The sequence below is a fragment of the Nonomuraea roseola genome (assembly GCF_039535395.1).
Classification (GTDB): Bacteria; Actinomycetota; Actinomycetes; order Streptosporangiales; family Streptosporangiaceae; genus Nonomuraea; species Nonomuraea roseola.
In genome coordinates this window covers 1976040-1998942 of record NZ_BAAAXC010000015.1, presented here as the reverse complement: position 1 = coordinate 1998942, position 22903 = coordinate 1976040, and the positions used below count along the sequence as shown (strand labels likewise).

The 22903-nt window shown below is 70.9% G+C and carries 26 protein-coding genes and 1 pseudogene; 17 read left to right on the top strand and 10 right to left on the bottom strand.

Features of this window, described 5'->3' with window-relative positions; genetic code table 11:
* Positions 1 to 173 precede the first annotated feature (173 nt).
* The 6 genes from ABFX55_RS32505 to ABFX55_RS32480 all read left to right on the top strand — a co-directional run bounded on the left by ABFX55_RS32505 (position 174) and on the right by ABFX55_RS32480 (position 3596).
* Entirely contained in the window at positions 174 to 575 is a 402-nt protein-coding gene (locus ABFX55_RS32505) for a DUF4395 domain-containing protein (protein ID WP_346126477.1), read from the top strand.
* On the top strand, positions 572 to 1411 hold the full coding sequence (locus ABFX55_RS32500) for a sulfurtransferase (protein ID WP_346126476.1): 840 nt from the start codon (positions 572 to 574) through the stop codon (positions 1409 to 1411). The genes ABFX55_RS32505 and ABFX55_RS32500 overlap by 4 nt, the downstream gene beginning before the upstream one ends.
* A complete protein-coding gene (locus ABFX55_RS32495; RefSeq protein ID WP_183651316.1) occupies positions 1411 to 1716 on the top strand; it encodes a DUF1416 domain-containing protein in 306 nt (101 codons plus the stop codon). Before ABFX55_RS32500 ends, ABFX55_RS32495 begins: the two co-directional genes overlap by 1 nt.
* A 109-nt stretch (positions 1717 to 1825) precedes the next feature.
* Entirely contained in the window at positions 1826 to 2380 is a 555-nt protein-coding gene (locus tag ABFX55_RS32490; protein WP_312895680.1) for an RNA polymerase sigma factor, read from the top strand.
* The gene (locus ABFX55_RS32485) at positions 2377 to 3147 is read left to right on the top strand and encodes a methylated-DNA--[protein]-cysteine S-methyltransferase (protein ID WP_346126475.1); all 771 of its coding nucleotides are present in this window, start codon (positions 2377 to 2379) and stop codon (positions 3145 to 3147) included. The genes ABFX55_RS32490 and ABFX55_RS32485 overlap by 4 nt, the downstream gene beginning before the upstream one ends.
* A complete protein-coding gene (locus tag ABFX55_RS32480; RefSeq protein WP_346126474.1) occupies positions 3144 to 3596 on the top strand; it encodes a type 1 periplasmic-binding domain-containing protein in 453 nt (150 codons plus the stop codon). Before ABFX55_RS32485 ends, ABFX55_RS32480 begins: the two co-directional genes overlap by 4 nt.
* On the opposite strand, the gene ABFX55_RS32475 is transcribed toward ABFX55_RS32480, so the two are convergent.
* The gene (locus ABFX55_RS32475) at positions 3578 to 4117 is read right to left on the bottom strand and encodes a helix-turn-helix domain-containing protein (protein ID WP_346126473.1); all 540 of its coding nucleotides are present in this window, start codon (positions 4115 to 4117) and stop codon (positions 3578 to 3580) included. The genes ABFX55_RS32480 and ABFX55_RS32475 overlap by 19 nt on opposite strands.
* A 36-nt stretch (positions 4118 to 4153) precedes the next feature.
* On the opposite strand from ABFX55_RS32475, the gene ABFX55_RS32470 reads away from it, so the two are divergent.
* Entirely contained in the window at positions 4154 to 5326 is a 1173-nt protein-coding gene (locus ABFX55_RS32470) for a benzoate/H(+) symporter BenE family transporter (protein WP_346126472.1), read from the top strand.
* Here ABFX55_RS32470 and ABFX55_RS32465 read toward each other — a convergent pair.
* Positions 5281 to 5640: a tetratricopeptide repeat protein gene (locus ABFX55_RS32465; protein WP_312895678.1), complete on the bottom strand. Its 360-nt coding sequence runs from the start codon at positions 5638 to 5640 to the stop codon at positions 5281 to 5283. The genes ABFX55_RS32470 and ABFX55_RS32465 overlap by 46 nt on opposite strands.
* 128 nt (positions 5641 to 5768) lie before the next feature.
* On the opposite strand from ABFX55_RS32465, the gene ABFX55_RS32460 reads away from it, so the two are divergent.
* Positions 5769 to 7007, top strand: coding sequence for a hypothetical protein (locus tag ABFX55_RS32460; RefSeq protein WP_346126471.1), 1239 nt, complete (start codon positions 5769 to 5771; stop codon positions 7005 to 7007).
* Here the strand turns inward: ABFX55_RS32460 and ABFX55_RS32455 are convergent.
* The 3 genes from ABFX55_RS32455 to ABFX55_RS32445 all read right to left on the bottom strand — a co-directional run bounded on the left by ABFX55_RS32455 (position 6997) and on the right by ABFX55_RS32445 (position 9145).
* Positions 6997 to 7566 (bottom strand): hypothetical protein, encoded by a 570-nt coding sequence (locus ABFX55_RS32455; RefSeq protein WP_346126470.1) that lies wholly within the window; start codon positions 7564 to 7566, stop codon positions 6997 to 6999. The genes ABFX55_RS32460 and ABFX55_RS32455 overlap by 11 nt on opposite strands.
* Positions 7567 to 7847: 281 nt before the next feature.
* On the bottom strand, positions 7848 to 8486 hold the full coding sequence (locus ABFX55_RS32450; protein WP_346126469.1) for a hypothetical protein: 639 nt from the start codon (positions 8484 to 8486) through the stop codon (positions 7848 to 7850).
* Entirely contained in the window at positions 8483 to 9145 is a 663-nt protein-coding gene (locus tag ABFX55_RS32445) for a hypothetical protein (protein WP_346126468.1), read from the bottom strand. Before ABFX55_RS32445 ends, ABFX55_RS32450 begins: the two co-directional genes overlap by 4 nt.
* Positions 9146 to 9290: 145 nt before the next feature.
* Between ABFX55_RS32445 and ABFX55_RS32440 the strand changes: the two genes are divergently transcribed.
* From ABFX55_RS32440 to ABFX55_RS32420, 5 genes are all read left to right on the top strand, one after another.
* Positions 9291 to 11222 carry a hypothetical protein gene (locus ABFX55_RS32440; protein ID WP_346126467.1) on the top strand — a complete coding sequence of 644 codons (1932 nt, stop codon included), beginning with the start codon at positions 9291 to 9293 and terminating at the stop codon, positions 11220 to 11222.
* Between the two features lie 121 nt (positions 11223 to 11343).
* Positions 11344 to 14193: an ATP-binding protein gene (locus tag ABFX55_RS32435; protein ID WP_346126466.1), complete on the top strand. Its 2850-nt coding sequence runs from the start codon at positions 11344 to 11346 to the stop codon at positions 14191 to 14193.
* A 10-nt stretch (positions 14194 to 14203) separates the two neighbouring features.
* The gene (locus ABFX55_RS32430) at positions 14204 to 14785 is read left to right on the top strand and encodes a thermonuclease family protein (RefSeq protein WP_346126465.1); all 582 of its coding nucleotides are present in this window, start codon (positions 14204 to 14206) and stop codon (positions 14783 to 14785) included.
* A gap of 187 nt (positions 14786 to 14972) precedes the next feature.
* Complete coding sequence (locus tag ABFX55_RS32425; protein WP_346126464.1) at positions 14973 to 16202, top strand: MurT ligase domain-containing protein; 1230 nt, start codon at positions 14973 to 14975, stop codon at positions 16200 to 16202.
* The gene (locus ABFX55_RS32420) at positions 16192 to 16908 is read left to right on the top strand and encodes a type 1 glutamine amidotransferase (protein WP_183651283.1); all 717 of its coding nucleotides are present in this window, start codon (positions 16192 to 16194) and stop codon (positions 16906 to 16908) included. The genes ABFX55_RS32425 and ABFX55_RS32420 overlap by 11 nt, the downstream gene beginning before the upstream one ends.
* Before the next feature lie 87 nt (positions 16909 to 16995).
* Here the strand turns inward: ABFX55_RS32420 and ABFX55_RS32415 are convergent.
* A pseudogene (locus ABFX55_RS32415) lies at positions 16996 to 17359 on the bottom strand (DsrE family protein).
* Between the two features lie 114 nt (positions 17360 to 17473).
* Between ABFX55_RS32415 and ABFX55_RS32410 the strand changes: the two are divergent.
* The 4 genes from ABFX55_RS32410 to ygfZ all read left to right on the top strand — a co-directional run bounded on the left by ABFX55_RS32410 (position 17474) and on the right by ygfZ (position 19976).
* Positions 17474 to 17962, top strand: coding sequence for a heme-binding beta-barrel domain-containing protein (locus ABFX55_RS32410; protein WP_183651279.1), 489 nt, complete (start codon positions 17474 to 17476; stop codon positions 17960 to 17962).
* Complete coding sequence (locus tag ABFX55_RS32405; RefSeq protein WP_346126463.1) at positions 17959 to 18255, top strand: DUF2470 domain-containing protein; 297 nt, start codon at positions 17959 to 17961, stop codon at positions 18253 to 18255. Before ABFX55_RS32410 ends, ABFX55_RS32405 begins: the two co-directional genes overlap by 4 nt.
* 358 nt (positions 18256 to 18613) lie before the next feature.
* Complete coding sequence (locus ABFX55_RS32400; protein WP_346126462.1) at positions 18614 to 19033, top strand: Fur family transcriptional regulator; 420 nt, start codon at positions 18614 to 18616, stop codon at positions 19031 to 19033.
* A 4-nt stretch (positions 19034 to 19037) separates the two neighbouring features.
* On the top strand, positions 19038 to 19976 hold the full coding sequence (ygfZ, locus tag ABFX55_RS32395; RefSeq protein WP_346126461.1) for a CAF17-like 4Fe-4S cluster assembly/insertion protein YgfZ: 939 nt from the start codon (positions 19038 to 19040) through the stop codon (positions 19974 to 19976).
* Positions 19977 to 20005: 29 nt separating this feature from the next.
* On the opposite strand, the gene ABFX55_RS32390 is transcribed toward ygfZ, so the two are convergent.
* From ABFX55_RS32390 to dtd, 4 genes are all read right to left on the bottom strand, one after another.
* Positions 20006 to 20464: a hypothetical protein gene (locus tag ABFX55_RS32390; RefSeq protein ID WP_346126460.1), complete on the bottom strand. Its 459-nt coding sequence runs from the start codon at positions 20462 to 20464 to the stop codon at positions 20006 to 20008.
* 11 nt (positions 20465 to 20475) lie between these two features.
* A complete protein-coding gene (locus ABFX55_RS32385) occupies positions 20476 to 21120 on the bottom strand; it encodes a response regulator transcription factor (RefSeq protein WP_346126459.1) in 645 nt (214 codons plus the stop codon).
* A complete protein-coding gene (locus tag ABFX55_RS32380; protein WP_346126458.1) occupies positions 21111 to 22334 on the bottom strand; it encodes a sensor histidine kinase in 1224 nt (407 codons plus the stop codon). The genes ABFX55_RS32385 and ABFX55_RS32380 overlap by 10 nt, the downstream gene beginning before the upstream one ends.
* Before the next feature lie 77 nt (positions 22335 to 22411).
* The gene (gene dtd / locus ABFX55_RS32375) at positions 22412 to 22837 is read right to left on the bottom strand and encodes a D-aminoacyl-tRNA deacylase (RefSeq protein ID WP_346126457.1); all 426 of its coding nucleotides are present in this window, start codon (positions 22835 to 22837) and stop codon (positions 22412 to 22414) included.
* Positions 22838 to 22903 lie beyond the last annotated feature (66 nt).

Below are 22903 nucleotides of genomic sequence, written 5' to 3'. Positions count from 1 at the left end.
AGAAGGCGAGACGGCAGGTAGTGTCGTGGTCATGAACCCCACGACAGAGCTGCTGACGAAGCGGCGCGCGGTTGATTTCTGCCGCGTGTCCACCGCGCTCTGTCGCGCTGCCTGAGGACGGTCTCGCGCGGACATTCGATCCGCCCCATCCGACCCTTCAGGAGCATCCCACGATGCGTGCCGACCCTAGAGTGCTGCGCCTCGGCGCGGCCGTCACCACCCTGGTCCTCGCTCTCGTCCTCGTGACGGGAAGCGCCTGGCTGCTGGCCGTCCAGGCAGTGGTGTTCGCCGCCGGTGCGGCAGGTCGCTCGCCGTACAGGATCTTCTTCAGGAGTGCGCCGACGAAGACGGAAGACGCTCGCCCACCGCGGTTCGCGCAGGTGGTGGGGCTGGTCTTCGCGGCCGCGGGGCTGATCGGATTCATCGCAGGGATCACACCGCTCGCCCTCGGGGCGACGGCCGCGGCTCTCCTCGCCGCCTTCCTCAACGCAGCCTTCGGATTCTGCCTCGGCTGCGAGATGTACCTGATGATTCGCCGTCTACTGCCCGCTGCCAAAATGGAGGTTCCCCAATGAGCCGCTCCGCCGCCCTGGTGGATGCCGACTGGGTCGAGGCCAACCTCGACACTCCCGGTGTCGTGCTCGTCGAGGTCGACGAGGACACCAGCGCCTACGCCAAGGGCCACATCCGTGGCGCCGTCCGGATCGACTGGCAGGCCGACCTGCAGGACCCTGTCCGCCGTGACTTCGTGGACAAGGCGGGCTTCGAGGCCCTGCTGTCCGAGCGCGGCATCTCCAACGACGACCTGGTGGTCCTCTACGGCGGTAACAACAACTGGTTCGCCGCCTACGCCTACTGGTACTTCAAGCTCTACGGCCACTCCAACGTGAAGCTGCTCGACGGCGGCCGTAAGAAGTGGGAGCTCGACTCCCGCGAGCTGGTGACCGACGTGCCCGCCCGTGCCGCGACGACCTACACCGCGCAGGAGCAGGACTCCTCGATCCGCGCCTTCCGCGACGACGTCGTCAGCGCGATCGGCAAGCTCAACCTGGTGGACGTCCGCTCGCCCGACGAGTTCACCGGCAAGCTGCTGGCCCCCGCCCACCTTCCGCAGGAGCAGGCGCAGCGCGCGGGCCACGTGCCCACCGCCCGCAACATCCCGTGGTCCAAGGCGGCCAACGACGACGGCACCTTCAAGTCCGACGAGCAGCTCAAGGAGCTCTACTCGGGCGCGGGTGTCGACTTCGGCAAGGACACCATCGCCTACTGCCGCATCGGCGAGCGGTCCGCGCACACGTGGTTCGTGCTGCACGAGATCCTCGACCAGGCCAATGTGAAGAACTACGACGGTTCGTGGACCGAGTACGGCTCGCTCGTGGGCGTGCCGATCGAGTTGGGGGAGGCCCGCTAATGACCGTTTCGACGCAGGGTTGCGCCGCTCCGGAGCAGACCGTCGCGCTGCCGGCCGGAATCGACCTGTCCACCCAGTCCGTGATCCAGGGTGTGGTGACCGGCGCGGGCACCGCCTACGCCCGCCTGCTCGACCACTCGGGCGAGTTCACCGGCGAGGTCGTGGTGTCCGACGAGGGCGTCTTCCGCTTCTTCGCCGCTCCAGGTGACTGGACCGTCCGCATCATCGCGGGCGGCGGCGTCACCAGGGACGTTCCCGTCCAGGCCAAGCTGGGCGAGGTCGCCCAGCTGTCCGTCGCGGTCTGACCGCGCGCCGCACGTAGAGAAGGGGGTCACGTCCGCCAGGACGTGGCCCCCTTCTCGCGTTCCCGCCGAGGACTGCAACGATCCAGGTCCCGGCGGTGTTGTAGAGGACGTGAACCGACTCGACTGCCTGGACCCGGTCAGGAAGGCGCTGATCGACGACCTCGACCAGGGGTTCGCCGAGCTGTACGGCACCTATCGCGGGCTGGTGTTCTCGACCGCGCTGCGGCTCAGCGGCCGCTGGGCCGATGCCGAGGACCTGACCGCGGAGGCGTTCCTGCGCGCTTATCGGGCGGTGGCGGGTTACGATCGCGAGCGCATCGCCGCGTTGCAGCCGCGCCCCTGGCTGATGACGATCCTCATGAACGTGTGGCGCAACTGCGTGCGCACCCGCGTCCGCCACCCGCCGCCCGACCTGATGGAAGAGCCCGTCGACTCCGTGGACACGGGCGAGGGCGTGGAGGCGGCGGCCGAACGGCGTGAGACCGGAGGAGAGCTGGCTGAGCTGCTGCGACTGCTGCCCGAGGATCAGCGCGCCGCGGTGGTGCTCAGGCACGTCGTCGACCTGCCGGTCAGTGAGGTGGCCACGGTGCTCGGACTCCCGCAGGGCACCGTCAAGTCGCACGTGTCGCGCGGGCTCAAGCGTCTGAGGGAGATGACCCGATGAACCAGGATCCGTTGCTCTCCGGGCTCGCAGGCCTGACGGCCGACGCACCCGAGGGACTGCTCGACAGGATCGCCGCCCGCTGGGTCCGCGTGGAGGGACCGCTGGGCGAGGTGTCCGTGGCCGCCACCGACCAGGGCGTGGCCTTCCTGCGGTGGTACGGCCCGCACGACGACCCCGCCGTGAGGGAGAGCTTCACCGCGGAGTTCAGGGCCCGCTACGGCAGGCCGCTCCTGCAGGGCGATCGCCCGCCCGCCGGCCTGGTGCCCGCGCTGCGCACGGGGAAGGCCGCCGGCCTGCGCTTCGACCTGCGAGAGCTGAGCGACTTCCAGCGTGACGTGCTGACCGCCGCGCAGCGCATCCCGCGCGGCGAGGTGCGGCCCTACGCCTGGATCGCCCGCCAGATCGGCAGGCCCGCCGCCGTACGCGCGGTGGGCACCGCGCTGGCCCGCAACCCCGTCCCGCTGCTCATCCCCTGCCACAGGATCGTCAGGTCCGACGGCTCGCCCGGCGAGTACGTCTTCGGCGCCGAGGCGAAGGAGCGGCTGCTCAGGCACGAGGGCGTGGACCTCGAAGGGCTGCGCGACCTCGCGCAGGAGAACGTCTTCTACCTGGCCAGCGACACCACCGGCATCGTGTGCTTCCCCACCTGCCACAACGCCAGGCGTATCACGCCCAGGCACAGGCACGGCTTCCGCAGCGTCGCTCAGGCGGAGTCCGCGGGCTACCGCGCATGCCGTACGTGCAGGCCGGGGGAGGTGGCGGCGTGAGCGCCAGGTTGGGCGCCGAGCTGACCATGGTGCTGCGGCTGGTGGACCAGCACCATCCGACGCTGGTGAACGTCGGGCACGGGCGGTCGGCGGCCTCGGTGGGCAGGGCGCGCGCTTTCGTCGAGGAGTGGGAGGCCAGGAGCGGGCTCGTCGGGGAGGTGGTGTCGTGGCCTGAGGAGGCGGCGTCGTGGCTGCGGCCCGCCTGCCGGATGGTCGCGGGGCACCCCGATCTCTGGGTGGTGGCCGACGAGCCCGAGGGGTGGAAGGGCATGGGCAGGCGGTTGGCGGCGACCGGCGTGTGGCGGCCGTCCAGGACCATCGCCTTCGCCGGGCTGGCCGTGCCCGAGTTGCCCGCTCTGGCGGGGGAGGAGGCCACGGAGGGGCTGCGCGGCGCGCTGCCCGACGGCAGGCTGTGGCTGGTCGACGACGGTCACCTGGTGGCCGGGTAGCGGATGAGCAGGGAGGCGAGCACCTCCTCCGCGCCCACGGCCGCGTAGCCGTGCGGGACGTCCGAGCGCCAGGTGAGGTAGCCGCCGGGCCCCGCCACCTGCGGAGAGTCGAGCGGGCCCGCGCTGAGCGTGCCGGTGAAGACGGTGATGTGCTCGGTCACGCCCTCGTGGTGGGCGGGCGAGGTCTGGGTGCCCCCGGGCGGCACGCGCATCCGGTAGAGCTCGTAGGTGACGCCATCGTCCTCGAAGACCTCGAGCAGGGTGGCCACCACCGCCTCGCCGCGCATCACGACGGACTCGGTGGGCGTGCCGAGGACGGCGGCGATGGGCACGCCGAGCTGCGCGGTGATCGCCCACAGGGTGTCGAGGGTGGGGTTGCGCACACCAGTCTCCACCCCCGACAGCGTCGCCTTGCCCACCCCCGCCCGCCTGGCCAGCTCCGACAGTGAGAGGCCGCGCTCTTCACGCATGCGGCGCAGCCTGGCTCCGACCTCGCGCAGGTCCCCGTCGATCGCGCTCATGGGAGTCATCCTGCCCGATCTGTTACTGTTCCATATATGGAACGCGCCCGCCCGATCGTCGCCGGAGTGGTGACCGCCCTGGTCGGATTCGCCAGCTCGTTCACCGTGGTCCTCGCCGGACTGCGCGGGGTGGGCGCCGACGAGCGGCAGGCCGCCTCGGGGCTGCTGGCGCTCTGCGTCGCCGTCGGCGTGGTCTCCATCACGCTCGGCCTGCGCCACCGGATGCCCATCGCCATCGCCTGGTCCACCCCTGGCGCGGCGCTCCTGATGGGCGCGGGAGGCTCGTTCGCCGAGGCGGTGGGCGCCTTCGTGGTGTGCGGGGCGCTCATCATGGCCGCGGGGCTGGTGCCGTGGCTCGGCCGTGCGATCGCGGCGATCCCCGGGCCCATCGCGGCGGCGATGCTCGCCGGTGTCCTGCTCAAGCTCTGTCTGGCGCCGGTGCACGCCATGCTCGACGTGCCGTACCTCGCGGGCCCCGTGATCCTGGTCTGGGCGCTGCTCTACAGGTTCGCCCGCACGTGGGCGGTGCCCGGCGCGCTGCTGACGGCCGTCGCGGCCATCGCGCTGACGTCGCGGCCCGCCGGTCTGGAGGTCGCGCCGGTGATCGAGATCACCGTGCCGGTCTTCACCCTTCCCTCGATCGTCGGGATCGCGGTGCCGCTCTTCCTGGTCACCATGGCGGCGCAGAACGTGCCGGGCATGGCCGTCCTGTCCGGCTACGGCTTCCGCCCGCCGCTGCGCGGCGTGCTGCTGGCGACAGGGGCGGCGAGCGCGGTGGGCGCGCCCCTCGGAGGGCACGCCATCAACCTGGCCGCCATCACCGCCGCCCTGGCCGCCTCGCCCGAGGCGGAGCCCGACCCCTCCCGCCGCTGGATCGCCTCGGTCACGGCCGGGGTCTCCATGATCGGGCTGGGCCTCTGCTCGAGCGCCGCCGCCGCTCTCGTGCTCCTGTCGCCTCCCGTGCTGGTGGAGGCGGTCGCGGGGCTGGCGCTCTTCGCCGCGCTCGGCGCCGCCCTGTCGTCGGCCTTCACGCGGGCCGACGGCAGGGAGGGCGCGGTCGTCACCTTCGTCGTGACCGCCTCGGGCGTCACCTGGGCAGGCGTCGGCTCGGCCTTCTGGGGCCTGGTCGCGGGCGGTCTCATGCACCTGCTCGTACGGCCCGCTCAGGCGGCCAGCTTGCGCTCCACCCTGCCGACCGACTCCGCGTAGTCGGGGTCGGCGTGCATGGCGGCGGCCATGCGCAGGTGCGGCAGGGCCTCCGTCAGCAGGCTCGACCGCTCCAGCGTCCTGCCGAGCAGGAAGCGGGCGTAGTGGTCGCTGGGATCGCGCTCGAGCAGCGAAGTCAGCGCCTGCCTCGCCCTGCCGAGCTGGGCGGAGTGGTAGTAGGCGCGGGCGGCGAGCTCCTGCAGGCCGCGGTCGTCGCCGTGCTCCTGGAGCAGCGGCTCCAGCATCATCAGGGCGCCGAGCGGGTCCTTCATCCCGAGGAGACGCTCGGCGAAGCGGTAGCGCTCGATCTCGTTCATGGGTAGTTGAACAGTCAACTATAGGATCGCATTCCCGCTGTTAACCGTGTAACGCTACGATTCACCAGATGTCAGGATCGTCTGGTGTGGCGGCACCTCCCCGGCCTGCGCCGACACCGGCCCAGCGGATGCCGTCACCGTTCTCGCTGCCCCTGCACGCGCTACGCCTCGCGGGCAAGTGCGCGCTGCCCTTGATCATGTGGTTCTCCGTGGGCGAGGCCGTCCGGTTCGGCCTGATGTACGCGGGCACGGAGATCGCCTACGGCGACCTCCGCCAGGTCCGGCTGGTCGCGACGATGACCTTCCTCACGCTGGTCGTCATGACCTCCATGGCGGTGACCACGGGGATGCTCTACTCCCTGAGAGGTGCGCTGTGGGAGATCAGGGCGCGACAGGCGGACGGCGAGGCGGACGAGCGGTTCTGGAAGGCCATGGACAGGGTGGCCCCGACGTTCGCGGCGATCTACATGACCTGGAGCTTCCACAGGGAGGACGCCAGGGAGTTCGTCCAGCTCGACTTCTTCCACAACATCGACCAGGTGGCGGCCGACGCCTTCCAGGGAGTCAAGTCCGTGGTCGGCCGCGGGCTCGTCGACCTCGACTGGCGGGTGTCGCTGGGCGCCATGGCGGTCGCCTTCGCGCTGAAGCTCTTCTTCGCCAAGATGGTGGAGAAGGGCACAGGGAAGTTCGCGGGCATCGCGGCGGCCTTCTCCGAATTCGCCTTCGTCTTCTACGGCTTGAACGCCACGGTGGCGGTTGCCGACGCGCGGTCGGAGTGGATGGAGCACAGGTCCGTGGTCTCCACGACCGGCGAGGTGTGGTCGCAGGCCAAGGAGACCGTTCCGGGCTGGGAGGCGGTCTGGGGCGCGGTCGGCGAGATCTGGCCGTTCATCGTCGACGCCGTGGTGATGCCGTTGACGTGGCTCACGGTGGCGATCCTCGTCTTCGGCGCCTTCGCCGACGACACGCGCACCATGCTGCGAGGCACACGGTTCGAGCGAGGGGTCGACAGGCTCGAGAGCTCCCATGACCTCACCCAGAAGTCGTTCGACAGGGTCACAGGCGGCTTCCAGGAGCGCTGGGTGCCGCTTGCCAACTCCCTACGCCTGACGCTCAAGGGCGGCGCGGCGCTGTTCGGCATGATGTGCCTGTCCTACGTGGCGCTCCACGTAGGGGCGGAGTACGCGCTGCGTGGAGTACGCACGCTGGTCGGCTCGGGCACTCCCTGGTACTGGCTGCTCATCGGGCCGCCGATCGAGATGGTCAAGGAGCTCGTCGTGACGGTTCTCACGATGGCCCTGATGGCGGCCACGTTCGACCTGGCCGCCACCAGGGCGAGGCTTTCGGGGCAGGCTGTCAGCGCTTGAACCGCAGCTCCACGTCGTCCGGGTCGGTGTTCGTGGTCATCAGCTTCTCGGTGGGAACGTCTGAACGGTAGTTGGAGGGCCGCAGCACCAGCTCCACCTCCTGGGCCTGGGCAGCCGGAACCCGGGCGAAGGCGGTGATCGGGTACGGCCGCCCGATCTCCAGCTTGTCGCCGCGGACGGCGTCGTCGCCTACCTCGATCGCCCATGAGCGGCCTAGGCGGTCCTCGAGCCTCATCTTCCCCGGCTTCGCGGTCTTGACGGTGCCTTCCTGGTCCGCGGCGGCTCTTGTGATGATGATCTTCATGTAGGTCGTCCCTGGCCCGGCCTTCTTTCCGTCGGGCAGGGAAGGAATGGCCTCGACGCTCGCCTTCCACGAGATGTGCTTCAGCGTGATCGCCTGGCCGGGCTGCACGACGTGGGTCTGCGTGATCTCGTTCGCGCCGGTCCTGACCCTGTAAGCACGGTAGTCGTCGTAGGTGATCGCGCCCAGGGTCACGGCGAGGGCGAGCACGGCACCGAGTCCCTGCAGGACGATGCGGGGCTTGCGGGGCGGAGGCACGGCGGCGGAGGAGTCGTTCGAAGCGGACCGGTCCTGCGCAGAGGGGTCCTGCGACCTCTGCGGCGGCGGCTGCGGTAGCGGCCCCGCGCTCGGCAGGGCAGGGATGGGTTGCGTGCTGCTTCCCACGGGATCGGGAGCCGGTGGAGGCGGCCACACCTGCTGGTCGGGATGGGGCATTCGCGGGGCGCCACGCGGATCCCAGCCGCGCGGTGGAGCCGGCTGATTCCTTGGGCCGGGCGTCGGCCCTGGTGCGGGAGCGAACCAGTCGCGTTCTGTGCTCATCAGCTCTTCTTCAGCGGGTAGACGTCCTGGGGCGCGGAGGTGAGCTGTGCCGCCTTCGCCTCGTCGAGGCCGAGGTCCACCTCGGCCTCGGGCTCGAATGGCTCGACGAGGGCGCTCTTGGGCAGGCCGAAGGCCACCTTGGACCCCTGCACCGCGGACGCGGGCACTTCGAAGACGAAGAAGCCGCTGACCCAGAAGCCGGGCTGGACCCAGGGGTTGGCCAGGGTGTTCGTCGCAGGGATCTTGTCGGTGGCCTCATAGGAGACACCGTCGGGCGTGATCAGTCGCGGCTGGCCGAGCTTCAGTGGCTCCTTGGCGGAGGTGGCAGAGGCCGTCACGACGACGAAGAGCTGCTCTGTCGCCACCGGCTCGGCCGACAGGGTCTCCACGGCTCTCGCCCCGGCGACCTTGTCGACCCTGACGGTGAACCTGCCCGTGTCGACATCCTCGCCCAGGCTGCCCGTCGTCGAGATGGGAGCGCGCCGGTCGTTCGGGGTCAGGCCGAGGGTCTGCACGCCCACTGCGGCGGCCACCAGGACCAGCCCGGCGATCGCGCTGAGTGTGCGAGAGCCGGCCCTGCCCCTGGCCGCCCGCCGCGACCGGCGCGGGGGAGCCGAGCGTTCCTGCGTGGCGGTCATGCGGAGCCCTGTCCCTTCACATCGAGCGTGATGCGCGCCTTGACCTCAGGAAAGAACGCGTCGTCCACCTCGTCGGAGACCATCCGCCACGCGAAGGAGGGATCATTGAAGCCCGGCTTCCACTCGAAGCTCGCGACGTCCAACGTGACCTTCTCCGGAGCCGGAGCGTCCCCCAGCAGGTCGTAGCGGACGATCACCGTGGTCGTCACGCCCGGCTGAAGCTGCTCGCTCTGGACACCCTTCGAGACGGCGTAGGCGTAGGGACCGTACTGCTGCTTGAGCGACGGAGACACCTTCACCAGCGAGCCTGCGAAGCTGTCGAGGGCGAAGGCGCCCTCGATCTTCGCCGGCGGTATGCCGACGCGAGCCGTCTCCTTGCCCTGGTTGGTCACCTTGAAGACGAGCTCGATGAAGCGCTTGGCCTCGTCACCGGTGAACCTGGGCTTCTGCACAGACTCCCTGGCCTCGACGAACTGAGTTTTGAAGCGGCCCTGGTCGAGCTCCTGGCCGTTCGTGTACTGAGGAGGGTTGGGATCAGGTACCTCGTTCAGGCCGCCGAGGAGGGCGGTGATGCCCAGCCCTGTGGCCAGGACCAAACCCACCGCGGGCACCAGAACGGGACGCCGTGGGCTGTCGTCGCCTGAGGAGGGTTCCGTCATGGGCAACGATGGTAATAGGTCACAGTTGCACCATCTGCCGCAATGCTCCCATCTGCTGGGTGAATTGCCGGGAACCCTGCCGGAACCGGTGGTGTAACTCGTAGGCTTGGGCACTACTAATGAGATAGGGCGGCCGGAGGGTCACGTGGCGGACGTGCATCCCGAGCAGGCGCAGCTCCAGGCGGATCGCATCTACCTGGGCTGGCAGTACGTCCTGCTGCACCCAGATCCGGGGCCGCCGCCCAAACGTCCCTCTCCTTTCGTCGAGCCGCAGCGGGAGAGCAAGCCCGATCCCGAGCTCGTGCGCAGGGAGCGGATGCAGGAGGACCTGCTCAACCGCCCCGTGAAGATCTTCAGGACGTTCATGGCGGTGCTCGCCGTGCTCATCCTGGGGGCCGCCGTCGCGGGCGTGCTCAACTGGTCGTTCGCGATCATCGGCCTGGTCGCGGCCGGAGGCGTGGCGGCGATCTGCAGCTACGCCGTCCTGCAGGGCGACAGGGCGGTCCGCTACCGCGTGCAGGAGCAGCAGGCCAGGGACGACCGCGTCAGGCAGGAACGCGACAAGGAGCTGTTCAGGGCGCAGGAGGAGCACGCCGAGCGCTACCGCGAGTGGCAGGAGCTCAAGGACCGCCACGACAGGCAGCTGACCTGGTACGCGGTCGCCGTACCCGACGAGATCGATCGCGTCGACGTGGCGGGCGGCACGCTGCCCGGCTGGTCGGCGCTGGTGACGCTGCTCGGCGCGACCCGGCTCTACAGCGGAGGGCACCTCACCGTGCTCGACCTGTCCGAGGGCGCCATCGCCAAGGACCTGATCGAGCTGGCCCGCAGAGGCGGCGACGACCCGCTGGTGTGGGTGCTGCCTGTCGACCTGCCCAAGCTCGACCTCGGGGCGACGCTGAAGCCCGAGGCCTTCGCCGACGTGCTGGCGCACGTGGTGAGCGTCAGCGAGGAGCACCGCACCACGCGCGACCTCAGCTTCGACAACGCGATCCTCGAGCGGGTCCTCGACGTGCTCGGGGAGAACGCGACGATCGCCCAGGTGACGGCCGCCCTGCGGGCGCTGGCGCAGGTGGGCGACCCTCGCGATGACCTCAAGTACGGCCTCATCACCGCCGAGCAGCTCGAGCGCATCGGCACCATGTTCGGCAGGGGCGTCAGCGACAGGGTGGTCATCGAAAGGGCGTGGGCGCTGGAGTCGCAGCTGCGCAAGCTGGAGACCCTGGGCACCGAGGCCGTACGGCTGCCGCCCGCCCGCCTGCGCGTGGTCAGCATGGACAGGCAGGCCGGGGTGTTCGGCAACCGCGTGCTGGGCACGTACGTGGCCACCGCGCTCACCCACATCCTGCGCCAGTCGCCCGCTTCCGACCGGCCGTGGTACCACACGATCATCGTCGCGGGCGCGGACAAGCTGCGCGGTGACGTGCTCGACAGGCTGATGGACGCCTGCGAGACGTCGAGGACCGGGCTGGTGCTGACCTACAGGTCGCTGACGCCGACCGTGCGCGAGCGGCTGGGCAGGGGGCACGCGGCGGTGGCGTTCATGCGGCTCGGCAACGCCGAGGACGCGCGGGTGGCCAGCGAGCACGTCGGCACCGAGCACCGCCTCGAGCTCGCCCAGCTCACCGAGACGATCAGCGCCTCCGTGGCCGGCCTCAACGGCACCCCCTACACCTCCACGATCGACCAGGTCGAGGAGGGCGTCGAGGAGCGGGCCGACAGCGGCACCGACCTGAAGGAGGACATCACCGAGTCCACCGAGTGGGGCAGGACCGCCGACAAGATCGGCGAGAAGGAGCGGGTCCTGCAGCGTTCGAGGGAGTTCCTCGTCGAGCCGCACCAGCTCCAGCAGCTGCCCACCACCTCGGTGATCGTCACGGACGCCACAGCCGAGGGCCGGAGAGTACGGCTGGCCGACGCCAACCCCGCGATCCTCACCTTCCCCAGGACCACGCTGGGCGAGCTGGAGCAGGTCCGTGAGGCGGTGCTCGGCATGGACGAGCCCGCCGACCCGGAGGAGCCCCCGCCCAACCTCGGCCCGCCCCCTCAGCGCCTCGACTGGCGCAAGAAGGGGTAAGAAGATGGCCAACTCCCGGGTGTCAGCTTGATCATCGGCGGACTTTCTCAGATGGAACGTGCGTCTCCTCCTCCTCCGACGCTCGCGCGCGTTCTCGTGAGAGTTCCCAGGAGGTAAAGACGTGCTGATTGGTCCGTGGTACCGCATCCAGTCGATCGCCGCGCCCGCCCGCGCCTCGTCGGTGGAGTGGGACTTCGTCACCGTGCTGCCGGCCGTGCTCTCCGCCGCGCAGCACGGAAGGCCCTTCGTGATCGGGTGGGTGTCGCGCGGCGGCGGCGCGCCCCTCGAACTGGTCACCAACGCGGGGCCGATGCGGGGAGCGCTGCTGTTTCCCAGCGGAGCCCGTGGCGAGCGGCTGGCCGACGACTACCTGACCGACCTCGGCGACCTCGTGTGGGTGCCGTGCCCAGGGCGGCAGGCCCCGCCGCTGGACAACCGCCGCGAGGCCGCGCCCACCGAGCCGACGCTCTTCGAGTCGACGCTGGTCACGCTGATGTCCAGGCCCTTCGCGTGGCTGGTGGTGGCCGAGCCGACCGACCTGCTCGAGACCGAGGTGGCGCATCTGCGCACCCAGCTCAACGTGCTCAGGCAGTACGGCGACGCCTCCGAGCGCTCCAGGTTCGACGCCGAGCGGGCCGAGCGCCGCATCCAGGAGCTCGACGCCTTCCGCGAGGCGGGGCTGTGGAACGTCAGGGTGCTCGCGGGCGCGGCCACCCCCGAGGACCTGCGGCAGATCGCGCCCGTGCTGGTCGGCTCGGTCGAGCTGAGCCACCACCCCTACCGCCTGCGCACCGCGCTGCCCGCCGCGGGCGCGCTGACCGAGGCGCTGTCGGCGGCGATGCAGGATCCCGGCGACGGCGCGGCCGTGCCGTTCGCCGCGACGGCGGGCACGCTGGCCGCCCTCGCGGGCCTGCCCAGACGCGAGGTCCCCGGCGTGCGGGTGCTCGACCCCGGCTTCTTCGACGTGACGTCGGAGGCCACGGGAGAGCTGGAGCTCGGCTCCATCCTCGACGGCCACGACAGGACCGTCGGCTCGTTCGGGGTGCCGCTCGCCACGCTCAACAGGCACGCCTTCGTCACAGGGGCGACGGGCTCGGGCAAGTCGCAGACCGTCAGGCACCTGCTCGAACAGCTGAGCGTGGCCAAGATCCCCTGGCTGGCCATCGAGCCCGCCAAGTCGGAGTACGCCGCCATGGCGGGACGCGTCGCCGAGCCCGTCACCGTCATCAACCCCTCGGCCCCCGACACCGTGCCGTTCAGCGTGAACCCGCTCGAGCCCGAGCCCGGCTATCCCGTGCAGGCGCACATCGACATGGTCAGAGCGCTGTTCATGGCCGCCTTCGACGCGGAGGAGCCGTTCCCCCAGATCATGTCGATGGCGCTGCAGCGCGTCTACGAGGCCAACGGGTGGGACGTCGTCACGGGCGGCGCGGTGCCGGGCTCCAAGGTGCCGCCCTCGGTGCCGACGCTGGAGCAGCTCCAGCACCACGCCATGGACGTCATCAGGGAGATCGGCTACGGCCGCGAGGTGCAGGCCGACGTCGAGGGCTTCATCTCGCTGCGCCTGCGCTCGCTGCGGGTCGGCTCGGCCGGGCGCTTCTTCGAGGGCGGACACCCCGCCGACATCGGCGGGCTGCTCCAGCGCAACGTCGTGCTTGCCATCGAGGACGTGGCCAACGACGAGGACAAGGCGTTCCTCATGGGCACGCTGATCATTCGCATCGTCGAGCACCTTCGGATGCGGGCGAGGGGCGAGCGGGCGAGCGGGCTGCGGCACGTGATCGTCATCGAGGAGGCGCACCGGCTGCTGCGCGACCGGGGCGCTGGGCGTGCCGCCACCCACGCGGTCGAACTGCTGGCAGGGATGCTCGCCGAGATCAGGGCGTACGGCTCCGGCCTCGTCGTCGCCGAGCAGATCCCCACCAAGCTGATCTCCGACGTGGTGAAGAACACGGCGCTGAAGGTCGTCCACAGGCTGCCCGCCGCCGACGACAGGGCGCTGGTCGGCGCGGCCATGAACCTCAACGACGAGCAGTCGCGCCAGGTCGTCTCGCTCCAGCCTGGCGTCGCCGCCGTCTTCGCCGACGGCATGGACAGGCCCCTGCGCATCCAGGTGCCGCTCGGCGAGGACAGGGAGAAGGCGATCGCGGGGCCGCCGCCGCCCATCAGGGGCAGGCGCTCGGCGGCGTGCGGGACGCAGTGCCGTACGGGCCAGGCCTGCACGCTGGTCGAGCTGCGCGAGGCCGATCTGCTGGCCGACGCCCCCGAGTGGGCGTGGCTGCGCATCTGGTGCGACACGGTCGTGCTCGCCTACGTCAGCAACAGGCCGCTGCCCGGCGTGCCGCGCCACCTGGCGGGCGCGTGGAGCGAGCTGCCGTCGCGGCGCAGGGAGTGCCTGCTCGCCACGCTCGTCGAGCGCTCGGTCACCCGGCGGGCCTGGTCGCTGCGCAGCTGGTTCGATCCCGCGCTGCTGACCGAGCAGGCCGCCGCGTCGGCGCTGCGTCTGCTCGACGCGATGGAGGCGGGCGGCGAACGTCCCGGGCACTCCTGGGTCATCCCGCAGGTGCGCTGGCTGCACGAGGTCGACAGGCTCTTCCCGTACGGCAGGCCCGCCCCCGACCTGCGCAGCCCCGCGCCGCCGATGGAGTACGCGCTCTTCGGCAGCGCAGGGGCCCCCACCGACCTGCTCGGGCACAGGGCCAGGGCGCTTCGCCACCATCCGCTGTCCATGGAGATGGACCACAACAGGGCGTTGGCCTGGCGGGTCATCCTCGGCGACGACGAGAACGCGGGGATCCAGCGTGACATCGGCACGGTGGCCGTCGGGGTCGAGCAGGCCGCCAGGATCAGGCACGTGGGCCAGACGATGGGCGCGGGCTGGCTGGAGAGCGTGCTGTCCTGGCCCAGGCGCTTCGTCCTGCCGTTCGACGGGGAGGGTCCCGCCGAGATCGCCTTCGCCGATCAGGGGTAGGTGTCACGGTGTGCGACGGACCGTGGCCGCCCTGGCCCTGCTGGCCGGGTTCGCCCTGGTGGGGAGCGCGTTCTACCTGACGCGCTCCACTGCCCCCGCGCCCGTCGTCGCACCGCCGGAGGGGGTGCGTGAGCGGGCGACGGTGGTGTGGGTGACCGACGGCGACACCCTCGTGGTGTCGCCGCTCGAGGGACGGCGCAGGGGACGCGAGCAGCGGGTCAGGCTGATCGGCCTTGACGCTCCCGAGACCCGCCCCAGGCCCCGGTGCTGGGCGAGGGAGTCGACGTCGGCGCTCCTGCGGATGGTGCCGCGCGGATCGACGGTCGCGCTGGCCTTCGACAGGCGCAGGTTCGACGACCAGCGCCGTCAGCTGCGGTACGTGTGGACGGCGTCGGGGGAGTTCGTGAACGCCAGGCAGCTGGCCGAGGGGAACGCCTTCGCCCTGCGGGTGCGGCCCAACGTGGCGCACGCGGAGGAGTTCGCGAGCCTGGAGAGGCAGGCCAGGGCCGCCCGCAAGGGCCTGTGGGGCTCCTGCCCCGGCCCCCTGCCCCCCTCCCACACCCCCCGCCCTTCGCCCACCCCCCGCTCCTGACGCGGCGTTCCAGGTCGCCCCCTCGTCGCTCGGCTCCGTCGCCTGGAGAGGTTCGGTCTTCTGGTGCCGGGGGTGAGGGCGGCGGCGAGGTTGCGGGTGGTCATGGGGTGGTTCGTCCTCGAGAACCCTTGCGGGCGTGGACGTCGGGAGGGTGACGGCCTGTGCGGGTCGACTAGGATCGGTCAGCATGACCCAGCTTCCGCTGCGGGCCCAGCTCGCGAGTGTCCTGGGGCGCACCGCCGCCACCTTGTCGAGGGTCACCGGGCGTGGTGACGGGTCCGTGATCGGCGGGCGCGTCGGCCTGGTGCTCGAGCCCGACCTGCTCAAGCAGCTGGCCAGGGACCGCAAGCTCGCGCTCGTCAGCGCGACCAACGGCAAGACCACCACCACGCGCCTCATCACCTCGGCGCTGACCGAGCTGGGCGAGGTGGCCACCAACGCGTTCGGCGCCAACATGCCCGCAGGTCACGTCTCCGCGTTGTCGGCCAACAAGGCCGCGCCGTACGGCGTGCTCGAAGTGGACGAGAAGTACCTGCCCGAGGTCCTCGACACCACCGGCGCCAGCGTCGTCTGCCTGATGAACCTCAGCCGCGACCAGATGGACCGCGCCGCCGAGATCTGGCTGCTGGCCCAGAAGTGGCGCAGGGCGCTGTCAGGCAAGCCCACCCACGTGATCGCCAACTGCGACGACCCGCTGGTCACCTGGGGCGCCTCCACCGCGGCCAAGGTCACCTGGGTCGCCGGTGGCCAGCGCTGGAAGGAAGACTCCTGGAGCTGCCCCGAGTGCGGCGGGCCGCTCGACCGGAAGGGCGCCGACTGGGCGTGCCGCGAGTGCACCTTCCACAGGCCCGAGCCCCACTGGGTGCTCGACGACGACGCGGTGATCGACCCTCGCGGCGACCGCTGGGTGCTCGACCTGCAGCTGCCCGGCCTGGCCAACCGCTCCAACGGCGCGATGGCGCTCGCGGTGGCCGAGGCGTTCGGGCTGCACGTGCAGTCGGCGCTGCCCAGGTTGCGTGAGGTCACCTCGGTCGCGGGCCGCTACACCACCGTCCAGCGTGACGGGCGGGCCGCGCGGCTGCTGCTGTCGAAGAACCCCGCGGGCTGGCTGGAGGCGTTCGACGTCTCCGACCCCTCGCTGCCGATCATCCTGTCGGTCAACGCCCAGGGCCCCGACGGGCGCGACACCTCATGGCTGTGGGACGTCGACTACCGCATCCTGCGCGGCCGTCCCGTTTACATCACGGGGGAGCGCCGTCTCGACCTGGCGCTCAGGCTCGACGTGGCCGACGTGCCTTTCCAGCTGTGTGAGAGCTTCACCGAGGCGTTCAACGCGATCCCGCCAGGACGCCTCGACGTGATCGCCAACTACACCGCCTTCCAGCAGATCCGATCGGAGTTCGGCCGTGCCGTCTGACAGCTCCCTGCGCCTGGTCTGGATCTACCCCGACCTGCTCAGCACCTACGGCGACCAGGGCAACGTGCTCGTCCTCGAGCAGCGCGCCCGCCGCAGGGGGATCGAGGTCGAGACCGTCCACGTCCGCTCCTCCGACCCGGTGCCCGAGACCGGCGACGTCTACCTGATCGGCGGCGGCGAGGACAGGCCGCAGATCCTCGCGGCCCAGCGGCTGCGCAAGGACGGCGGCCTGCACCGCGCCATCGCCAGGGGCGCCTCCATGCTGGCGGTCTGCGCGGGCTACCAGATCATGGGCAGCACGTTCGGCGGCGAGGAGGGCCAGCCGGTCGACGGCATCGGCCTGCTCGACATCTCCAGCACCCGCGGGCCCGCCCGCGCGGTCGGCGAACTGGTGGCCGAGGTCGACAGCGAGCTCAACCTGCCCACGCTGTCCGGCTTCGAGAACCACATGGGCGTCACCCACCTGGGGCCCGGCGTCAAGCCGCTGTCGCGCACGCTGGTCGGCACGGGCAACGGCGACGGCTTCGAGGGTTGCTACGCGGGGCACGTCGTCGGCACCTACCTGCACGGCCCGGCGCTCGCCCGCAACCCCGCGCTGGCCGACCTGCTGTTGGAGTGGGCGGTGGGCAGCACGCTCGCGCCGATCGACGACAGCTGGTACGACCGCCTGCGCAAGGAGCGCCTCGACACCGTCCTCGCCCGCTGACCCACTCCCGGGGGCGCGTGCACGACCGGCTCTTGTCCGTGGCGGCGGCCGGTCACGTGCTCCCGGCGAGCGGCCGAGGACCCGCGGTCAGTAGACGAGGGCTTGGGCGCCCTCGGTGACGGCCTCCTCGACGAAGGCCGGCGCTCCGGCGATGCGGACGCCGTCGATCAGGTCGTCCACCGTGATGTCGCGCCGGGCGGCGCACTGGGTGCAGACCGTGACCCGTCCCGCCGCCAGCACCGCGTCGAGCAGGTCCTCGAGCGGGGGCGGCGTGCGGCAGGCTGAACTCCTTGGCCCTGCCGGGCAGGGCGAACCAGGAGGCCTCACCCGTCAGCCACAGCGAGACGGGAACCCCGCTCGCCAGTGCGGCGGCCGCGACCGTGAAGGCCTGGTTGCATCGCTCGGGGGCGTCGGCCCCAGCGGTCACCTTGATCACCAGTGATCGTGCCATGTTCGTCAGCCTAGACCGAACCGCCCCGCACGTCCGCATCCGCCCGCCTTCAGAGCGCCGCCGATCAGGCCGCGGTCCCGCCTCGCCCTCCCGGACGCCCTACGCTTGGGAGACATGGAAGAACCTGAAGTGCATCCCGACCTCGAGCCGATCGCCTGGCTGCTCGGCAGGTGGGAGGGCGCGGGAGTGGGCGGCTACCCGACGATCGAGAGCTTCAACTTCGGCCAGGAGATCGAGTTCGGTCACAACGGCAAGCCGTTCCTGACCTACACCAGCCGCACGTGGCTGCTGGACGACGCGGGCGACAGGGTGCGGCCGCTGGCCACCGAGACCGGTTACTGGCGCCAGCAGCCCGACCGCCAGCTCGAGGTGCTGCTCTCGCACCCCACCGGCATCGTCGAGATCTACGTCGGCGAGGTGGTGTTCCACAAGATCGAGCTGCGTACCGACGTGGTGGCGCGCACCGCCAGCGCGAAGGAGTACACCGCGGGACACCGCCTCTACGGCCTGGTCAACGGCAACCTGATGTGGGCCTACGACATGGCGGCCGAGGGTGTAGGGCTGACCTCGCACATGTCCGCCGAGCTGAAGAAGGTCGCGTGAGCGGCCCCTTCACGCCTGACGTGGTCGAGGCGATCAAGCGGCACATGAACGACGACCACGCCGCCGACGGCCTGCTGATCGTGCGTGGCCTGGGCGGCCGTCCCGAGGCGACGACCGCGACGACCAGCGACGTGGACGCCGAGGCCATCGAGTTCACGATCGACGGAGGGGAGCGGGTGCGCGTGCCGTGGGGCCAGACGCTGACCGAGCGCCCCCAGGTACGGCAGGCGGTGGTGCGCCTCTACAACGAGGCCTGCGCCAAGCTCGGCGTCCCCGCGCGCGGGGAACACTGACGCTCTGAAGGCCGCAGCACCCCGGCTCGCAGGGGTCTGCGGACCTTCGGGGAAAGCCTCAGGAAATGGGAAGGGCCCCGAGCTCGCTCCACCTGTCGACAGGCGGGCTGGATGGACCACAGACGGGGATGGACCCCGCCCTCCAGCTGCTCGGAGCCCCGGTGGCTGCCTCAGATTCGCCTCTGCGGCGTGAGACATCCAGACCTGGTCCGGATGGTTCCGCCGCTAGCGGACAGCCACCTCGCTAGCCCAACTATGAATCACCATTGTTTGGACCACCTCCTTTCCGCGTGCTTTCAAGCTATGCGGCAGGTCCGGTAACGGGCAAGCGATTATTCGCCGGCCGTAGACTCTGGACATGACCGAGACCGCATGGCACGAGGAGCTCCGCGCCAAGGGCTACCGCGTGACTCCGCAACGGCAGCTCGTTCTCGAAGCGGTCAAGACGCTCGGGCACGGCACGCCCGAGGAGATCTGCGCGAAAGTCAGGCAGACCGCCCGCGGCGTCAACATCTCCACCGTCTATCGCACGCTCGAACTGCTCGAAGAGCTCGGCATGGTCACCCACACCCACCTCAACCACGTCGCCCCGACCTACCATCTGGCCGCCGAGGCCGACCATGTCCACCTGGTGTGCAGGGGGTGCGGCGAGGTCAGCGAGGTGCGTCCCGAGATGGCCGACGGGCTGGTGAAAGGGTTGGAGGAGGAGCTGGGCTTCGTCGCCGACGTCCGGCACCTGACCGTCTTCGGCCGCTGTCGTGGCTGCCGGGTAGCCTGACGGCATGCGTAGCCCTCTGCTCGATCTTCCCGGCGCCGTCGCGGCCGAGTCCCCCGACGCCGACGTCGCCGCCCACTACGGCGACCTCTTCGCCGAACAGCGCGCGCTGGTGAAGGGCGAAGCGGTCGTCGACCGCAGCAACCGCGAGGTCGTCAGGATCGCGGGCGTCGACAGGCTGAAATGGCTCAACGACCTCACCTCGCAGAAGCTCGACATCCTCAAGCCAGGTGAGTGGACCCAGACCCTCATCCTCGACCTGCAGGGCCGCGTCGAGCACCACCTCACGCTCGTCGACGACGGCGAGGCCGTCCTGGCCCACGTCGAGCCCGGCACCTCGGCTCCGTTGATCGACTACCTCGACCGGATGCGGTTCATGCTGCGCGTCGAGGTCTCGCTCGCCGACGACCTCGCGGTGCTGTCGGGCGCGTCGGAGGACTTCCTCGTGCCGCGCGCCGAGCTCGACACCCACCTGGGCAAGCCGCTGGCGGGGCTGTGGGCCTACGAGGCGCTGCGCATCGAGGAGCACAGGCCGAGGCTGGGCCTCGACACCGACCACAAGACGATCCCGCACGAGGTGGGCTGGATCGGCGCGGCCGTCCACCTCACCAAGGGGTGCTACCGGGGCCAGGAGACCGTGGCCCGCGTGCACAACCTGGGCCACCCGCCCAGGCGGCTGGTCTTCCTCCACCTCGACGGCAGCGTCGACACGCTGCCCCCGCACGGGGCGCCTGTGCTGCTCGACGGGCAGGAGGTGGGCTTCGTCGGCTCCGCGGCCCGCCACCACGAGCTGGGACCGATCGCGCTGGCGCTCGTCAAGCGCACGGTGCCGGTCGACGAGCCGCTGCTGGCGGGCGGGGTGGCGGCCTCGCAGGAGGTCATCGTGCCTCCAGACGCAGGCCGCAACGTCGCCATCGACCCCGCCCTGCGCCGCCGCATCCGCTAGATCCGGTGCGGGCCTTCCCGCCCGCCCGGTCAGCCGTCCTGGCATACCCGAGGTGCGCAGGTGAGGGTCCTGGGCGGCGTGATCAGCCGTACAGGGGTGCCCTCGGGGACGGTCAAGGTGTAGAGCGCGCCGCACGCCGCCACTCCGCACATCATCTCCGCCCGCAGCCACCTGCCGTTCCATGACTCGGAGTGGTGGCGGCCGTCGGCGCCGGTCCAGGTGAGGCGCCGCTCGACGGTGAGCCGCCGCGCTCCCTTCGAGGCGGGGGTGGCGATCACCTTGACGTCCACCTCGCCCGCCACCTCGACGAACAGCTCGGGGGTGGTGATCCGGTAGGCGCTGACCGTGGTCTCCGTCGTGGTGGAGTAGAGGAGCGAGGTGTCGGCGGAGTCTTCCGGCAGGCCGACGTTCAGACCGAAGCCGGTTCCCAGGCCGCCCACGGTGGCCAGGGTGAACACTCCGCCCACGATGAGCCAGGTTCTGCGCACGCGTGCTCCTCTCACACCTTGAGGAAGCGCAGGACGGCCAGCACCCTGCGATGGTCCTTGTCGTCGGCGCCGGACAGGCCGAGCTTGGCGAAGATGTTGTTGATGTGCTTGCCGACCGCCCCCTCGGACACGACCAGGGCATCGGCGATGGCCCCGTTCGAGCGGCCCTCGGCGATGAGGGCGAGCACCTCGTGCTCCCTGCGGGTGAGCTGGTCCAGCGGGTCGCTGCGGCCGCGCAGCAGCAGCTGGGCGACCACCTCGGGGTCCAGCGCGGTGCCTCCGGCGGCCACCCTGCGCAGCGCCTCCACGAACTCGGTGACGTCGGCCACCCTGTCCTTGAGCAGGTAGCCCACCCCTGTGGTCTCGGTGGACAGCAGCTGGCTGGCGTAGCGCTCCTCGACGTACTGGGAGAGCACCACGATGGGCAGCCCGGGGCGCTGCCTGCGCAGCACCAGCGCGGCGCGCAGTCCCTCGTCCCTGTGCGAGGGCGGCATGCGCACGTCCGTGATGACCAGGTCGGGCAGGTGCTCGCCGACGGCGCGCAGCAGCTCCTCGGCGTCGCCCACGGCGGCCACGACCTCCATGCCCGCCGAGCCGAGTACCCACGTCAGGCCCTCTCTCAGCAGGACGGAGTCCTCGGCCAGCACTACTCGCATGGAAGCTCCACTTCGATCGTCGTCGGTCCACCCTGCGGGCTGTCGATGCGCAGCTCGCCGTCCACGGAGCCGACGCGCTGCGCGAGGCCGCGCAGCCCCGAGCCGCGTTCGGGCGCGGCCCCTCCTCTTCCGTCATCTCGTACGGCCAGCCGTAGCCTGTCACCCTTGCGCACGACCGTGATCGACGCCTTGGTGGCCCCGGCGTGCTTGGCGATGTTGGTGAGCGTCTCGGAGACCACGAAGAAGGCCACCGCCTCGATCGTGGGCGAGGCGCGCTGCCCGACGTCGACGCTGAGCCGTACGGGGAAGGGGGCGCGGGCGGCGAGGCCGGACAGGGCCGCGTCCAGGCCCTCGTCGGTGAGGACGGCGGGGTGCAGTCCGCGCACGAGGTCGCGCAGCTCCTTGAGCGCCTGCTTGGACTCCTCGTGCGCCTGGGTGATCACCTGCATCGCCGGTTCGGGCAGGTCCTTGAGGGTGGCGCGGGCCATGCCGAGGTTCATGGCCAGCCAGACGAGGCGCTGCTGGGTGCCGTCGTGCAGGTCGCGCTCGATGCGGCGGCGCTCGGCGTCCGCGGCGTCGATGACCTCGGCGCGGCTCTCCTGCAGGGTCTCCACCCGCTGGGCGAGCTCGTCGCTGAGGGCCGGCCCGAGCAGCGCCTCGCCCGCGATGACGTCCACCCACGTGAATGCCCGAGCCACCAGGGGGCCCGCCAGGAAGAGGCCGACGCCGATCAGCGCGAACGCCGCCCCGAACGCGGGGGACGGCGAGAAGTCGAAGGCGCGTGCCGAGAGGAACACCATGGCGACGGTTCCGCCCCACGCGGTCAGGAGGGCGAGCGAGCCGAGACCGTTGAGCAGCGGGCACAGCAGGTGGTAGGCGAGCTGCCGCCATGTGCTCAGGGCTCTGGCCTGCGAGACCAGCCACTTGAGCGGGTGGAGGGAAAAGTCCTTTCGCGGCAGAGGGGGGATGTGGACGTCAAGGTGGGCGGCGAAGCGGGAGCGCTGCAGGGCGGTGAAGAGCGGCAGGGTCCAGAACAGCAGGGCCACCGCGATCACGGGGACGACCACGGTCCAGACCAGCAGCACAGAACCGACCACCAGAGTCGCGATCACCCCCGCTGAGAGCAGCCCGGTCAGCAGGCCCGTCGCCACGTGGAGCGTGCGCAGCCAGGTCGCCGCCCCCCAGTGGGCGCGGATCCGTCGCCAGATGGTCATGCGTCCACGGTAGAGATGGTGGAGTACGGGCGACATGGGCGGCTCATCACTGAAAAAGGTGAGGCTGGCCCCACCTGTCAGAGGTCGATGACGAGCGTGATCGGGCCGTCGTTCAGGAGCGAGACCTTCATGTCGGCTCCGAAGCTGCCGGTCTCGACGTGCGCGCCGAGCGCGCGCAGCTCGTCGATCACCGCCTGCACCAGCGGCTCGGCGACCGGGCCCGGAGCGGCGGCCTGCCAGGTGGGGCGGCGGCCCTTGCGCGTGTCGCCGTAGAGGGTGAACTGGCTGATCACCAGGAGGGGGGCGCCGATGTCGGAGCAGGACTTCTCGCCGTCGAGCACGCGCAGGCCCCAGAGCTTGGCGGCCAGCCTGCGGGCCTCCGCGGGGGTGTCGGTATGGGTGACGCCGACCAGGACCATCAGGCCGGGCTCGTCGATCGCGCCGACGGTCGTGCCGTCGACGACGACGGAGGCGTGGCTCACCCGCTGAACGACTGCTCGCATGGAACACCATTGTGGCGCACCCTCGCCTTCCCGGCGGAACGCCCCCGGAAGGCGGTAATACACTCG

Excerpts from the sequence above, each read along its gene's own strand:
- ABFX55_RS32495 (WP_183651316.1), top strand. The coding sequence starts at position 1,411 with ATGACCGTTTCGACGCAGGGTTGCGCCGCTCCGGAGCAGACCGTCGCG.
- ABFX55_RS32425 (WP_346126464.1), top strand. The coding sequence starts at position 14,973 with ATGACCCAGCTTCCGCTGCGGGCCCAGCTCGCGAGTGTCCTGGGGCGC.
- ABFX55_RS32485 (WP_346126475.1), top strand. The coding sequence starts at position 2,377 with ATGAACCAGGATCCGTTGCTCTCCGGGCTCGCAGGCCTGACGGCCGAC.
- ABFX55_RS32385 (WP_346126459.1), bottom strand. The coding sequence starts at position 21,120 with ATGCGAGTAGTGCTGGCCGAGGACTCCGTCCTGCTGAGAGAGGGCCTG.
- ABFX55_RS32400 (WP_346126462.1), top strand. The coding sequence starts at position 18,614 with ATGACCGAGACCGCATGGCACGAGGAGCTCCGCGCCAAGGGCTACCGC.
- ABFX55_RS32380 (WP_346126458.1), bottom strand. The coding sequence starts at position 22,334 with ATGACCATCTGGCGACGGATCCGCGCCCACTGGGGGGCGGCGACCTGG.
- ABFX55_RS32460 (WP_346126471.1), top strand. The coding sequence starts at position 5,769 with ATGCCGTCACCGTTCTCGCTGCCCCTGCACGCGCTACGCCTCGCGGGC.
- ABFX55_RS32450 (WP_346126469.1), bottom strand. The coding sequence starts at position 8,486 with ATGACCGCCACGCAGGAACGCTCGGCTCCCCCGCGCCGGTCGCGGCGG.
- ABFX55_RS32465 (WP_312895678.1), bottom strand. The coding sequence starts at position 5,640 with ATGAACGAGATCGAGCGCTACCGCTTCGCCGAGCGTCTCCTCGGGATG.
- ABFX55_RS32445 (WP_346126468.1), bottom strand. The coding sequence starts at position 9,145 with ATGACGGAACCCTCCTCAGGCGACGACAGCCCACGGCGTCCCGTTCTG.
- ygfZ (WP_346126461.1), top strand. The coding sequence starts at position 19,038 with ATGCGTAGCCCTCTGCTCGATCTTCCCGGCGCCGTCGCGGCCGAGTCC.
- ABFX55_RS32470 (WP_346126472.1), top strand. The coding sequence starts at position 4,154 with ATGGAACGCGCCCGCCCGATCGTCGCCGGAGTGGTGACCGCCCTGGTC.
- ABFX55_RS32475 (WP_346126473.1), bottom strand. The coding sequence starts at position 4,117 with ATGAGCGCGATCGACGGGGACCTGCGCGAGGTCGGAGCCAGGCTGCGC.
- ABFX55_RS32500 (WP_346126476.1), top strand. The coding sequence starts at position 572 with ATGAGCCGCTCCGCCGCCCTGGTGGATGCCGACTGGGTCGAGGCCAAC.
- ABFX55_RS32505 (WP_346126477.1), top strand. The coding sequence starts at position 174 with ATGCGTGCCGACCCTAGAGTGCTGCGCCTCGGCGCGGCCGTCACCACC.
- ABFX55_RS32410 (WP_183651279.1), top strand. The coding sequence starts at position 17,474 with ATGGAAGAACCTGAAGTGCATCCCGACCTCGAGCCGATCGCCTGGCTG.
- dtd (WP_346126457.1), bottom strand. The coding sequence starts at position 22,837 with ATGCGAGCAGTCGTTCAGCGGGTGAGCCACGCCTCCGTCGTCGTCGAC.